General features: G+C 72.3%; 12 protein-coding genes. 4 read left to right on the forward strand and 8 right to left on the reverse strand.

The features are described 5' to 3' along the window. The 7 genes from DY245_RS19805 to ssd form a co-directional block, all read right to left on the reverse strand. A partial coding sequence (locus DY245_RS19805; RefSeq protein WP_244943143.1) for an Rv3654c family TadE-like protein occupies nucleotides 1-189 on the reverse strand: 189 nt, incomplete at its 3' end. After that, nucleotides 167-562 (reverse strand): TadE family type IV pilus minor pilin, encoded by a 396-nt coding sequence (locus DY245_RS19810; RefSeq protein WP_128508591.1) that lies wholly within the window; start codon nucleotides 560-562, stop codon nucleotides 167-169. The genes DY245_RS19810 and DY245_RS19805, both read right to left, overlap by 23 nt. After that, the gene (locus tag DY245_RS19815; RefSeq protein ID WP_128508592.1) at nucleotides 549-740 is read right to left on the reverse strand and encodes a DUF4244 domain-containing protein; all 192 of its coding nucleotides are present in this window, start codon (nucleotides 738-740) and stop codon (nucleotides 549-551) included. The genes DY245_RS19810 and DY245_RS19815 overlap by 14 nt, the downstream gene beginning before the upstream one ends. A 141-nt stretch (nucleotides 741-881) precedes the next feature. Further along, entirely contained in the window at nucleotides 882-1,817 is a 936-nt protein-coding gene (locus tag DY245_RS44485) for a type II secretion system F family protein (RefSeq protein WP_425329415.1), read from the reverse strand. Beyond that, on the reverse strand, nucleotides 1,814-2,740 hold the full coding sequence (locus DY245_RS19825) for a type II secretion system F family protein (RefSeq protein ID WP_128508593.1): 927 nt from the start codon (nucleotides 2,738-2,740) through the stop codon (nucleotides 1,814-1,816). Before DY245_RS19825 ends, DY245_RS44485 begins: the two co-directional genes overlap by 4 nt. After that, nucleotides 2,737-3,903 carry a TadA family conjugal transfer-associated ATPase gene (locus tag DY245_RS19830; protein ID WP_181923767.1) on the reverse strand — a complete coding sequence of 389 codons (1,167 nt, stop codon included), beginning with the start codon at nucleotides 3,901-3,903 and terminating at the stop codon, nucleotides 2,737-2,739. The genes DY245_RS19825 and DY245_RS19830 overlap by 4 nt, the downstream gene beginning before the upstream one ends. Beyond that, a complete protein-coding gene (gene ssd / locus DY245_RS19835; protein ID WP_128508594.1) occupies nucleotides 3,900-5,081 on the reverse strand; it encodes a septum site-determining protein Ssd in 1,182 nt (393 codons plus the stop codon). The genes DY245_RS19830 and ssd overlap by 4 nt, the downstream gene beginning before the upstream one ends. Before the next feature lie 470 nt (nucleotides 5,082-5,551). On the opposite strand from ssd, the gene DY245_RS19840 reads away from it, so the two are divergent. After that, a complete protein-coding gene (locus DY245_RS19840; RefSeq protein WP_128508595.1) occupies nucleotides 5,552-6,460 on the forward strand; it encodes an HAD family hydrolase in 909 nt (302 codons plus the stop codon). A 374-nt stretch (nucleotides 6,461-6,834) separates the two neighbouring features. Here the strand turns inward: DY245_RS19840 and DY245_RS19845 are convergent, their stop codons facing one another. Continuing rightward, entirely contained in the window at nucleotides 6,835-7,731 is an 897-nt protein-coding gene (locus DY245_RS19845; protein ID WP_128508596.1) for a Fic family protein, read from the reverse strand. A 101-nt stretch (nucleotides 7,732-7,832) separates the two neighbouring features. Between DY245_RS19845 and DY245_RS19850 the strand changes: the two genes are divergently transcribed. From DY245_RS19850 to acs, 3 genes are all read left to right on the forward strand, one after another. Beyond that, on the forward strand, nucleotides 7,833-8,819 hold the full coding sequence (locus DY245_RS19850; protein ID WP_128508597.1) for an ATP-binding protein: 987 nt from the start codon (nucleotides 7,833-7,835) through the stop codon (nucleotides 8,817-8,819). A 503-nt stretch (nucleotides 8,820-9,322) separates the two neighbouring features. Next, entirely contained in the window at nucleotides 9,323-11,656 is a 2,334-nt protein-coding gene (locus DY245_RS19855; protein ID WP_128508598.1) for a SulP family inorganic anion transporter, read from the forward strand. Nucleotides 11,657-11,804: 148 nt separating this feature from the next. Further along, nucleotides 11,805-13,790 (forward strand): acetate--CoA ligase, encoded by a 1,986-nt coding sequence (gene acs / locus DY245_RS19860; RefSeq protein ID WP_128508599.1) that lies wholly within the window; start codon nucleotides 11,805-11,807, stop codon nucleotides 13,788-13,790. Nucleotides 13,791-13,844 lie beyond the last annotated feature (54 nt).

Below are 13,844 nucleotides of genomic sequence, written 5' to 3' on the forward strand. Positions count from 1 at the left end.
CCCGGCCGGGCCCCGCGGAGCGCGATCCGCGGCGGCCAGCGCCGCCAGATCCGCGGCGCCGCCCGCCTGGTGCCGCGCCGTGACGGCCTGGCCCACGCCGAGGAGGGCCAGGAAGACCGCGCACAGCGCCGCCGCCGCGAAGACCGTCCAGACCGTCGCCGAGCCCTCATCGCACCGTTTCCTCGGCAAGAGCCACCGCCTCCCCTCCGACCTGCACCGGCAGCCGCCCCACACCCGGCAGACCGGCCTCGACCCGTACGCGCACCAGGTCGCCCTCCCGTGTGACCGCGACCCGCGCGCCTCGTGGAGCCGCGCTCCGCGCCGCCGCGATCACCGCCGCCCGCGGTTCCGACCGCGCCGCGGCGCGCGCCCCGGCCCGGGCCGCATCCACACACTCGATACGGGCGCAGACCGCCATCAGCCCCCAGATGAGCGCCGCCACGACCGCCACCAGCACGGGCATGACCACGGCCGTCTCCGCCGTCACAAATCCGGCGTCGCGAGCGGTCCGCGGGGCGCCGCGAGCCCGGGGGCCCGGCCCCCTGCCGTCAGAACTGGACATTGATCGCCCGTTCGAGCACCGACCGCAGCATCGCCCGGAAGCCTGCGCTCGTCACAACCTTGTAGAGCACCGCCGCCAGGGCGCATGCCGCGAGCGTCCCCACGGCGTACTCCGCCGTGGCCATCCCCCGGTCATCGGCCGCCACCGCGCGCAGCTCCGCCCACCACCGTCGAAACATTCCGTCCCCCGCTCCACCGGTGCCTCCACCGGTCGCTGAATTTGCTTCACTTACAGATCAGTTACGTCCCGGGATCACCCACGTCCCGCGGTCGGCCCGGCCCCGGGACCAGCCCGGCTCCGGGACCGGCGCGCCTGGAGATCAGTTACGTCCCAGCAGTTCGCCGGCCAGGCCGATGAGTACCGGTGCCACTCCGAGCGTCAGGAACGCCGGGAGAAAGCACGCCGCCAGCGGCAGGGTGACCAGCACCCCCGCCCGCCGGGCCCATGTGATCGCCGCTCTGGCCTGCTCCGCACGGAGTTCGGCGGCGATCCGGGACGCCGACTCGACGGCCGGCACCCCGGATATCCCGGCGCGCTCCATGCACCGCGCCAGCCCTTCGGCTCCGGGGAGCGCGGCCAGCCGCGGCCATACGAGGGCCGGTTCGCCGCCCAGGCGCAGTTCCGCCGCCACCTGGCGCAGCCGCTCGGCAACGGGTCCGTCGAGCGAGCGGCCCACCGCCTCGGCCGACTCCCGCGGCCCGGCACCCGCCGCGAGACAGGCCGCCAGCAGATCACCGGCCGGTGCCAGTTCCGCACGCACCTCCGCGGCCGCCAACCGCGCCGCATCCGCGCCCCGTTGGCGCGCCAGCCAGCGATGCGCGCCGAAGCCCACCGCGAGTCCCGCCATGGCACCGGCCACGCCACCGACGAGGATGGCCACGAAGGCGGCGGCCCCCAGGGACCCGAGCCACGCCTTCGGCCCACTGTCCGGTCGCCCCTCACCCTTCGGCCCGTTGTCCCGTCGTCCCTCGCCCTTGCATTCCCCCTTCGTTCGCGCCTCGCCCTGCGCCGCCGTACCCCGTCCGCGCCACCGGAAGCGGTCACCCGTCCGGTGGCACGATCGAGGCCGAGCCCCGTCCCCGCCGCCGTACCGGTCCGGACCGCCGTACCGGCCCAAGCCGCCGCCCCACAGCGCCGACACCCGTCTGCGTAGGGCTCGCCCGTCGCGCGCCTCCCGGACCAGCGCCACGGCGCACCACACCGCCATCCCGGCAGCGATCGCCATCCCCACCCTGTGGACAACTTCTGCAGTCACGACACTCCCCCTTCCTGAGCACCTTCCGCGTCCGCGACGATCCGGGCCGTCCAGGCCACCCCGCCCCACTCCAGGAGCCCGCCGGCCACCAGGCAGCCCCATCCGGCGGGGGTGTGCAGCAGCACCCGCAGCGGGTCGGCGCCGAGTGCGCTGCCCATCAGCAGCCCGCCCACCGGGAGCAGTGCGAGCATCAGCGCGGTGGCTCGGGGGCCCGCCAACTGGGCCCGTAACTCTTCACGTTGATCCCGCTGGGCCCTGAGCCCGGCCGCGATCCGCTCCAGCCCGGAGGCGAGTCCCGCGCCGCCCTCCACCGCCACCTGCCAGCACGCCGCCATGCCGGCCAGTCCCCCGGCCCCCGGAAGCCGCGCCGCCGCTCGCAGCGCCCGGGGTACGTCGCCTCCGTAGCGCGCGGCCGCCACCACCGCCGAGCCCGCCTCGCCTAGAGCCGGCGCTCCCGTGACGAGCAGGGCCTGGGCCGGCTGCCGCCCGGCCCGTAACTCGCCCGCCACCGCCGCGCACAGCCCAATCACCTCGGCGGCCCGCCGGTCCCGTGCCCGCGCCTCCCCACGGGCGAGCAGCCACCGCCGGACGAGGAACACGGCCGCCGGCGAGGCGACGACCGGCAGCACGGACCCGCCCAGCGCCCCCAGCACCAGACCCGCCGGCAGGCACCACACTTCCCGCCCGACGTCCCCCCGGCGCCCGAAGCTCCACCGCCGCCCCGCCACCCCCTCGACCACCCGCCCCACGCACCACTTCCGCACCCCCTCGCCCCGCCACACAACCGGACTGCCCGCTGCCCCGCCCCCTCCGAGCACCGCCCGGGCCCGCCGCCGTACGTCGTCCCGCCCACCACCGGCCAGCCGGACCGCGGCCCCCGCACAGAGCACCGCGAGCACCAGCACCACGCCGACCCCGCTCATCGGCACTCGCCCCCGCCCCGCTCGCACAGCCGCATCAACCGCCCCCAGCCGCCCGCCTCTTGGAAGCCGGTCGGGCTCCAGACGGCGGCCGGCATGGTCACCACGAAGCCGTCACGGTCCCGCTCCACGACATGGAGCTCGGCGATCCGGCGCCGGCCGGCCCGGTCGCGTACGAGATGCAGCACGACCGAGAGCGCGGCCGCCAGCTGGCTGTGCAGCGCGGCCCGGTCCAGGCCCGCGGTCGAGCCGAGAGCCTCCAGGCGGGCGGGGACGTCGCATGCGGCGTTGGCATGGACCGTGCCGCAGCCGCCCTCATGGCCCGTATTGAGGGCCGCCAGCAGGTCCGTGACCTCGGCGCCGCGCACCTCGCCGACCACGAGCCGGTCCGGGCGCATCCGCAGCGCCTGCCGTACGAGGTCCCGCAGCGTCACCCGCCCGACGCCCTCCTGGTTGGCGGGCCGGGTCTCCAGCCGCACCACATGGGGATGGTCCGGCCGCAGCTCCGCGGAGTCCTCGGCCAGGACGATCCGCTCGCCCGGGCCGACCAGGCCGAGCAGCGTGCTGAGCAGAGTGGTCTTGCCGGAGCCCGTACCCCCGCTGATCAGGAACGACAGCCGGGCCGCCAGCATCGCCCTGAGCAGCCGGTCGCCGCCCGGCGGGACCGTGCCGGCCGCCACCAGTTCCGCGAGGCCGAAAGCCCGCGGCCGCAGCACCCGTAAGGACAGACAGGTCCCGGCGACCGCCACCGGGGGCAGCACGGCATGCAGCCGGGTGCCGTCCGGGAGCCGGGCATCGACATACGGCCGGGCGTCGTCCAGCCTTCGGCCGGCCACCGCCGCCAGCCGCTGGGCGAGTCTGCGTACTTCTGCCGCATCCCGGAAGCGGACGTCCGTACGCTCCAGTCCGCCGCCGCGGTCCACCCACACCTCGTCCGGCGCGGTGACCAGCACGTCCGTCACATCGGGCGCGGCCAGCAGCGGCTCCAGCGGCCCGCTGCCCACCATCTCGGACCGCAACGCGGCCACCACGCCCAGCACTTCGGCGTCCCCCAGGAGCCGCCCCTCCGCGCGCAGCGCCACCGCCACCCTGGCCGGTGTCGGATCCGCCCCGGCCTCGGCGAGCCGCCGGCGCACCACGTCCAGCAGGTCCTGGCCCTGGCTCATGACCGGCCTCCGCCCTGAACGTCCTCACCAGAGGCCGCCACCGGCCCGGACTCCGTCCCTCCGGTGTGGCCCACACCCCCGCTCGCCGTCGCCCGCCCCCAAAACCCGGCGCAGAACCGCGCCAGCGGCCCGCGCACCTGCGCCCCCGGTGGCACACCGCGCGACAGATCCGCCAACAGGCCCGGCTCCCACGGCAATTCACCAGCAAGAGGCAGCTCCATGAGGCGGGCGACCTCGTCCGGGGGCAGGCCGTGCCCATGGCGGCCGGGAGCCGCGCGCGCCACCACCCGCAGATCGCGGAGCACCTTCCGCACCTCGGTGGCCACCCGCTGGGCGGCCGCGACCGCGCGCAGCTCCGTAGGGACGAGCAGCAGGACGAGGTCCACCTGGGCCAGGGCCTCCGCCACCGCCGCGTCGACCCGGCGCGGCAGGTCCACCACCACGACCCCGCCGCGTCGGCGCGCCGCGGCCATCACGGCGCGCATGGCCGGGGGCGGGATGGCAACCTCGGCGCCCCGGTCCCAGCTGAGGACCCGTAGGGAGTGCAGTTGCGGCAGCGATTCCGCCAGGGCGCCGGAGGCCACCCGGCCGCGCGATTCGGCGAAGGCCGGCCAGCGCAGGCCCTTTTCCTTCTCGCCGCCCAGCAGGACGTCCAGCCCACCGCCCAGCGGATCTCCGTCGACGAGCATGGTGTGGCGCCCCGTTCGCGCGGCGGTGACGGCCAGCGCGCCGGCCAGGGTGCTCGCCCCGGCACCGCCGCGGCCGCCGATGACGCCGACCGTCAGGGCCGGCGGCCCGACGCCCTCGACCGCGTCGGCGATCCGGTCCACCAGCCAGCGTTCGCCCTCGGGGAGGGCAAGGACGCGCTCCGCCCCGATGGCGACGGCCTGCCGCCAGACTTCCGGGTGGTCCGCGTCGCGGCCCGCAAGGATGACGCCCGTCCGGCGTCCGGCGCCGCGTAACCGGCTCGCGCAGTCATCGCCGACGATCACCAGGGGCGCCGCTTCCCAGCCCTCTTTGCGCGGCGGCAGGCCGTGCGCCACTTCGGGCAGCGCATCGGCCGCCGCACACAGTCGCAGGAGATCGTCGAGGAGCCGTTCGTCCTCGGTGATGATCAGCGGTCCGACCCGCTGCTCGCCGGTTCGGTCCGAGCGTTCCGATGCCGTGGTTCCGGCCACGTTCCGTCCCCCTATCGCTACGCAACTCGCACATCCGCGAACTCGCGGACTCTTTTACGGTGCAGCGATCGGGAAAATCTCGTGGATCTTGACCCAAATCTGTGGACAACTCCGTGGCTGTGAATATCCCTGTCACCTATTCCAGCGACGAACGGCTACTTCTGGGGCTCAAGTGGGACTCAAGAGAGCCTTCCTCAGAGCAGCGTGTTGGCTACGGTGCGTAATGAGGCGAGAGGGTCGAGGTCGCTGGCGTCACGCAGACAAGGAGAGCGGCGGATCGGCGTCCGGCGGCGGAAAATGCGTCCGGACATGCGACGACCCCCGCCGGGGGGGAGAGCGGGGGTCGTCCCCACGGCCGACTCGGGGGGGGAGGAGCCGGACCGGGTTAGCACGGTCGCGAACGATCCGTGACTTCCATGGTGTACCCGAGAGCCTTCTCAGGCAAACCCACGCGCCACACCTTACGCCGAATGGTGGGCGCCTATGCTCACCCCGTGGAAAACCACTCCGTGCCTCACTCGACTCCCCGTACTGCTGCGTTCTTCGACTTGGACAAGACTGTCATTGCAAAGTCGAGCACGCTGACCTTCAGCAAGTCGTTCTACCAAGGCGGCCTGATCAATCGGCGGGCCGTACTGCGCACTGCGTACGCCCAGTTCGTGTTCCTTGCCGGTGGCGCCGACCACGATCAGATGGAGCGGATGCGCGAATATCTCTCCTCGCTGTGCCGCGGGTGGGATGTGGCCCAGGTTCGCGAGATCGTCGCCGAGACGCTGCACGATCTGATCGACCCGATCATTTACGACGAGGCGGCCTCGCTCATCGAGGAACACCACGCCGCGGGGCGGGACGTCGTGATCGTCTCCACCTCGGGCGCGGAGGTCGTCGAACCGATCGGTGAACTCCTGGGCGCGGACCGGGTCGTGGCCACCCGTATGGTCGTCGGCGAGGACGGCCGCTTCACTGGAGAGGTGGAGTATTACGCCTACGGTCCGACCAAGGCGGAGGCCGTCCGGGAACTCGCCGCGTCCGAGGGCTACGACCTCGAGCGCTGCTATGCGTACAGCGATTCGGCGACCGATGTCCCGATGCTCTCCGCGGTCGGCCACCCTTACGCGGTCAATCCGGACCGGGCGCTGCGCCGCGAGGCGGTCGCGCGCGGCTGGCCGGTTCTCTCCTTCAACCGCCCGGTCCCGCTCAAGCAGCGGCTGCCGGCGCTGTCGATGCCCTCGCGGCCGGCGCTCGCCGTCATGGCCGCCGTGGGTGCGGCCATGGCCACCGCGACGCTGGTCTGGTACGCCAGCCGGCGCAAAACGACAAAGACACGTCCGGCCCGTATTGGCCAGATCAGCAGTGCCGCCCGTAATGCCCGCGTTTGAAGCCAAACGTAAAGATCTGCGGCCTGGGGTTCCACTTACCCCGCCCGAGTAGTACAAAGGACTTAACGGCCCGCGAGACCAAGGACATCCGAGAGGAACACCTTTAACGCAGCAAGTGGCCCACGGACCGATGCATGAATGTCGGGCACCCACGCGACGCCGACCCGTCGATTACGGGCCAGCCGCACCAGGTAACCGGACGAAGATTCCGACCTGATGGGCAAATTTCGTGCACGCATGGTAACCCGGCAGACATGCCAGCGGCGGTACCACCGATTGGTACCGCCGCAACCCTGTTCAGGGCCGAATGAAGCAATGCCTCCGGAAATTCCGAACGCTGCCCAATGCTTTCACCGAGCGCTCGCGCCCGGCCCTTATGCCGCGCCGCGCTGGAGCGCCTCACAGACGGCGGTGCTCTCCCGTACGCCGAGTTCCACCGCGCGCCCGCAGTGCGCGATCCACGCCGCGACGCCCTCCGGGGTCCCCGAGACATAGCCGTCCAGGGCCGCGGCATAGGCCGCGCGCCCCAGCTCGGCGTGCCCGACCTCGGCGGGGCAGATCGACTTCGGGTCCAGTCCGCTGCCGACCAGCACGATCCGCTCCGCGGCCCGGGCGACCAGCCCGTTGGACGAGGCGAACGGCCTCAGCGCGAGCAGCTCGCCGTGCACCACCGCCGAGACCACCAGGGCCGGCGCCTCGGTGCCCGCGAGCAGCAGCCGCGACAGCCCGTCCAGCCGCCCGGCGACCTCTTCGGCGTCCGGCAGCGCCAGCTCGATGAGCGGCTCGTCCACCGGCTCACCGGCCAGCCGGGGCCGCCCCACGGTCTCGTCGGCCGACTCGCGGCGCCCATGATCACCCGTGTCGGAGCTTCGCCCGCCGCCTGATGCCGCCACCAGATGGAGCCGCGCCAGCACCCGTAGCGGCGACTGCCGCCACACGCTCAGCAGCTGCCCGGCCTCGGCGGTCAGCCGCAGCGCCGCGCCGACCGTCCGCGGCTCGCCCTCCTCGCTGAAGTCGGTGCGCCGCCTGACCTCTTCGAGCGCCCAGTCGGCGCCGGACAGCGCCGCGGAACCGCGCGCTCCACGCAGCGCCGCCTCGGACGTGACCTCATTGCTGCGACGCCGCATGATCCGGTGACCGTAGACCCGGTCGACGCCCTTGCGTACCGAGTCCACGGACTCGGCGACTCCCGGGAGCGAGGCCAGGGTCGCGAGCGGATCGTCGCTCGCTTTCGGGGGTACGGGGGAGGTCCCCCGGGAGATTCCAGCCATGGGTACGACCCTACGCACCACCAGGCGGAACCCCTCGAAGGAGTGGTCTTCCTCACGCGCATCTCTCACTCAGAGCTATAGTGCGATTACCCTTGGTGAACATGAAGATCGCTTTCGTAGGCAAGGGCGGCAGTGGCAAGACCACCCTGTCCTCCCTGTTCATCCGGCATCTCGCCGCGGCCCGTGTCCCCGTGATCGCGGTGGACGCCGACATCAACCAGCACCTGGGTGCCGCGCTCGGCCTCGACGAGGCGGAGGCCGCCACGCTGCCCGCGATGGGCGCTCATCTCCCGTTGATCAAGGACTACTTGCGCGGCACCAACCCGCGGATCCCGTCCGCCGACTCCATGATCAAGACGACCCCGCCCGGCGGGGGCTCACGGCTGCTGCGGGTCGGCGAGGACAACCTCGTCTACGACACCTGCGCCAGGACGGTGGAGCTCGACGACACCCGTGTGCGGCTGATGGCGACCGGGCCGTTCACCGAGTCCGATCTGGGTGTGGCCTGCTACCACTCCAAGGTCGGCGCGGTCGAGCTGTGCCTGAACCACCTTGTGGACGGCCGTGAGGAGTATGTCGTCGTCGATATGACGGCCGGCTCCGACTCCTTCGCCTCCGGGATGTTCACCCGTTTCGACATGACCTTCCTGGTCGCCGAGCCGACCCGTAAGGGCATCGCCGTCTACCGCCAGTACAAGGAGTACGCGCGGGACTTCGGCGTCCCCCTGAAGGTCGTGGGCAACAAGGTGCAGGGCCCCGACGACCTGGCGTTCCTGCGCGCCGAGGCGGGCGACGACCTGCTGGTGACGGTGGGGCACTCCGACTGGGTGCGCGCCATGGAGAAGGGCCGCCCGACCCGCTTCGCCTACCTGGAGGAGGCCAACCGCCGCGCCCTGGAGGCGCTGCACGACACGGCCGACGCGGCCTACGAACGGCGCGACTGGGAGCGCTATACGCGCCAGATGGTGCACTTCCACCTGAAGAACGCGGAGAGCTGGGGCAACGCGAAGACCGGGGTCGACCTCGCGGCCCAGGTCGACCCCGCCTTTGTGCTCTTCGAGGGAGCGGCTACCCCACAGCCCGTCTGACCCGCTTGACCTGCCAGGCCGCACGGGCGGTGCGGCCGGCTCGGCCGGTTTGCCGGTCGGTACGGACGGAGCCGGTGCGGACGGACCCGGAGAGGCGCTGGAGAGATACACCGCTCAGCCGCCCTTCGGCGCCCGGCCCACCGGCAGCGCCGCTGCCGTCACCTTCGATGAGGCCGCCATCAGCCACCTCATTCCTGGCGCCGTGAGCACCTTCCGAGCGATTAATCGGAATAACTGCGCACAAGCCTCCATGCACTAAGAAGAAGGATTAAAAAGACAAGCCAAAAGTCATCACGTTCACCCGATAGAGGGAAGGCTTGGGGCGAATGCCCGAAAAGCCTTCTCACTACCTTTACCTGTCATTACGATTCATTTACCGATGCTTGAGAGTCACCGGACCGTCACCCACCGCGACGACCGCCGGCCGGCTCGCGTCCCGCCGCAGTACACCGCCGCCCCACGATCGCGCCCCGCGCGACCGCGTCGCCCCGGAGGAGACGGGAATGTCGCAGATCGAGAAGTCGCCGCCGCAGCCGCCGCACACCCCGCACCACACCGAGATCCCTCCCGAGCCCCGTACGCCAGGGCTCGGGAAACCCGTTGCACAGAAGGCCGGCCGGGCCGCCCGCCGGGATCTCTCCGCCTCGATCGTCGTCTTCCTGCTCGCCGTCCCCCTCTCGCTCGGCATCGCCCTGGCCACCGGCGCACCGCTCCAGGCCGGCCTGGTCGCCGCGGCCGTCGGCGGCATCGTCGCCGGACTGCTCGGCGGCGCCCCGCTCCAGGTCAGCGGCGCGGCCACCGGCCTCCTGGTGGTCACCGCCGACCTCGTCCAGCGCTACGGCTGGCGCGCCACCTGCGCGATCACGGTCCTGGCCGGTGTTACCCAACTCGCCCTGGGCGCCCTGCGCGTGGCCCGCGCGACGCTGGCCATCAGCCCGGCGATCGTGCACGGCATGCTGGCCGGCATCGGCGTCACCATCGCGATCGGGCAGCTCCATGTGGTGCTCGGCGGCCGTCCCGGCAGCTCGGCGCTCGGCAATGCCGCGGCGCTGCCCGGCCAGTTGGCGCATCCGCACGTCGCCGCGCTGCTGATCGGTGCCGTCACCGTCGCCGTACTGGTCGGCTGGGGACGGCTGCCGGGCCGCGCCGGGCGATGGGCGCGGATGGTGCCCGCCCCGCTGGCCGCCGTGCTCGCCGCGACGGCCGTCGGCATGGGGACGGCCGTGCCGCGCGTCGAGTTGCCGTCCTGGCGGATGCCGGAGCTGCCCGCGCTGCCGGACGCGTCCGTTCCGGCGCTCGCCACCGCGGTGCTGACCGTCACCCTCGTCGCCAGTATGGAATCGCTGCTGTCGGCGGTGGCCGTGGACCGGCTCGCGGCCGAGCGACCGGACGCCCCCGCAGGCCGCGCACAGCTCAACCGCGAGCTGGCCGGCCAGGGCGTGGCCAATGCCGTGTCCGGGCTGCTGGGCGGGCTGCCGGTCTCCGGGGGCGCGATCCGCGGCTCGGCGAACGTACGGGCCGGCGCGGCCACCCGCCGCGCCACCGTGCTGCACGGCGTATGGGTGCTGCTGTGCGCGGGCCTGCTGGCCACGGCGCTGGAGCTGATCCCGCTGGCCGCGCTCGCCGCGCTGGTGATGGTCGTCGGCGTACGGATGGTGAGCTTCGCGCACATCCGGCATGTACAGCGGCACCGCGAATTCCCGGTGTACGCCGCCACCTTGGGCGGGGTCGTGCTCTTCGGCGTGCTCCAGGGCGTGCTGACGGGGATCGTGATCGCGGTCTTCCTGGCGCTGCGTCGGCTGACGCACACCCGTGTCACGGTGACGGAGGAGGCGGACGGCCACCGGGTGCGCGTCAGCGGGCAGTTGACGTTCCTGGCGGTGCCGCGGCTGACCCGGGCGCTGGCGCTGGTGCCGGCGCACACCGATGTCGTCATCGAGCTGTGCGGTTCGTTCATGGATCACGCCGCCTACGAGGCGCTGCAGTCCTGGTCCGCCACCCATCGGGCGCACGGCGGCTGGGTGACGCTCGGCGGCCGCTCGGGCCGGCCGCTCGCCGAGCCGGCCAAGGCGCACTCCTGCCGGCCGTGGACGCCCTGGCGCAACCACCACTGCACCCGGCCCGCCCCGGACCGCGCAGCGGCCCCGAAGAGCAGCGGCAGCCAACTGCTGGGCGGGGTCAGCGCATTCCAACGCCATACGGCTCCGCTCGTACGCGAGGAGCTGGCCCGGCTGGCGCGCGAGGGACAGCGGCCCACCCAGCTGTTTTTGACCTGCGCCGACTCCCGGCTGGTCACGAGCATGATCACGTCCAGCGGTCCGGGTGATCTGTTCACCGTGCGCAATGTCGGCAACCTGATGCCGCCGCCCGGTTCGGACGCCTCCTGCGACTCCGTAGGAGCGGCGATCGAGTACGCGGTGGAGGTGCTGCGGGTCGGCTCGATCACGGTGTGCGGGCATTCGGGGTGCGGCGCCATGGGGGCGCTGCTGAGCTCCGCCTCGCCCGAGGAGGCCGAGCCGACACCGCTCGCCCGCTGGCTGCGGCACGGCCGGCCGAGCCTGGCCCGTATGCGGCGCATCGGGCGGCTGGGCAGGAGCGAAGTCGCCCTGAGCGGGCGGCCGGTGACCGACGACCAGGAGCGGCTGGCGCTCGTCAACGTCATGCAGCAGCTCGACCACCTCAGGGAGCACCCCTGTGTGGCCCGCCGGGTGGCCGAGGGCTCGCTCGCGCTGCACGGCATGTATTTCCACGTCGGCGAGGCCCAGGCCTATGTGCTCGACGAGGCCACCGGGCGGTTCTGCGCGGTCCACGGCGAACCGGCACCGGTCACGGTCTGACCTGCGCGGCAGTCGCCCAACACCGCCGGAATCAGCCGGCGGAATACAGGTCTACACCAATTTTTATCCACAGCCCTTGTCAGGGCCAGGCATGGGCTGATGAGCTATGGCCTGGGACACATCGAAAGCCCTGGGAATGGGAGATGTTGTGAGCAACGAAAGCCTGGCCAACCTGCTCAAGGAGGAGCGGCGGTTCCCGCCGCCCGCCGATCTGGCCGCGCACGCCAACGTCACGGCTGCCGCGTACGAACAGGCCGCGGGGGACCGGCTGGGCTTCTGGGCGGAGCAGGCCGCACGTCTGTCCTGGGAGACCACGCCCACCCAGACCCTCGACTGGTCCAACGCACCCTTCGCGAAGTGGTTCGCCGACGGCAAGCTCAACGTCGCCTACAACTGCGTGGACCGCCATGTGGAGAACGGCCTGGGCGACCGGGTCGCCATCCACTTCGAGGGCGAGCCGGGCGACACCCGCGCGATCACCTACGCCGAGCTGCAGCGCAAGGTCTCCAAGGCCGCCCATGCGCTGATCGAGCTGGGTGTGCGGGCCGGCGACCGGGTCGCCATCTACATGCCGATGATCCCGGAGACGGTCATCGCCATGCTCGCCTGCGCGCGCCTGGGCGCCCCGCACTCCGTCGTCTTCGGCGGCTTCTCCGCCGACGCGCTGGCGACCCGTATCAACGACGCCGACGCCCGCGTCGTGATCACCGCCGACGGCGGCTACCGCCGCGGCAAGGCGTCCGCCCTCAAGCCCGCCGTCGACGAAGCGCTGACCCGGCCCGGCACGGAGAACGTCCGCAGCGTGCTGGTCGTCCGCCGCACCGGCCAGGAGGACATCGCCTGGCAGGACGGCCGGGATGTGTGGTGGCACGAGATCGTCGAGCGGCAGAGCGACCGGCACACGCCCGAGGCCTTCGACGCCGAGCACCCACTGTTCATCCTCTACACCTCAGGGACGACGGGTAAGCCCAAGGGCATCCTGCACACCACCGGCGGCTACCTCACCCAGGTGTCGTACACCCACCACGCGGTCTTCGACCTCAAGCCGGAGACCGACGTCTACTGGTGCACCGCCGACGTCGGCTGGGTGACCGGCCACTCGTACATCACCTACGGCCCGCTCTCCAACGGGGCGACCCAGGTCCTCTACGAGGGCACGCCCGACACCCCGCACCAGGGCCGCTGGTGGGAGATCGTGCAGAAGTACGGCGTGACGATCCTCTACACCGCGCCGACCGCGATCCGCGCCTGCATGAAGTGGGGCGACGACATCCCGGCGAAGTTCGATCTGTCGTCGCTGCGCGTCCTCGGGTCGGTGGGTGAGCCGATCAACCCCGAGGCGTGGATGTGGTACCGCAAGCACATCGGGGCCGACGCGACGCCGATCGTCGACACCTGGTGGCAGACCGAGACCGGCGCCATGATGCTCAGCCCGCTGCCGGGTGTCACGGAGACCAAGCCCGGCTCGGCGCAGCGCGCACTGCCCGGCATCTCCGCCACCGTGGTGGACGACGAGGCGAACGAGGTCCCGAACGGCGGTGGCGGTTACCTCGTCCTCACCGAGCCCTGGCCCGCCATGCTCCGCACGATCTGGGGCGACGACCAGCGCTACCTCGACACGTACTGGTCGCGCTTCGAAGGCAAGTACTTCGCCGGCGACGGCGCCAAGAAGGACGACGACGGCGACATCTGGCTGCTCGGCCGTGTGGACGACGTCATGCTGGTGTCCGGCCACAACATCTCCACCACCGAGGTCGAGTCGGCGCTGGTCTCGCACCCGAAGGTGGCCGAGGCCGCGGTCGTCGGCGCCGCCGACCCGCAGACCACCCAGGCCATCTGCGCCTTCGTCATCCTGCGCGGCGGCGCGGCCGCCGAGACATCGGACGCCGACGCGGGCTCCGGCCTGGTCGAGGAGCTGCGCGCGCATGTCTCCCAGCAGCTCGGCCCGATCGCCAAGCCCAAGCGGATCCTGCCGGTCGCGGAGCTGCCCAAGACCCGCTCCGGCAAGATCATGCGGCGGCTGCTGCGCGATGTCGCCGAGAACCGCGATCTCGGTGATGTCACCACGCTCACCGACTCCTCGGTCATGGACCTGATCCAGGCGAAGCTGCCGAGCGCGGCCAGCGAGGACTGAGCGGGACTCTCCGCAAAGGGGGCACCCGGCCACTACGGCCGGGTGCCCCCTCGT

The sequence above is a fragment of the Streptomyces inhibens genome, from assembly GCF_003389455.1.
In the GTDB taxonomy this organism is placed as follows: Bacteria; Actinomycetota; Actinomycetes; order Streptomycetales; family Streptomycetaceae; genus Streptomyces; species Streptomyces inhibens.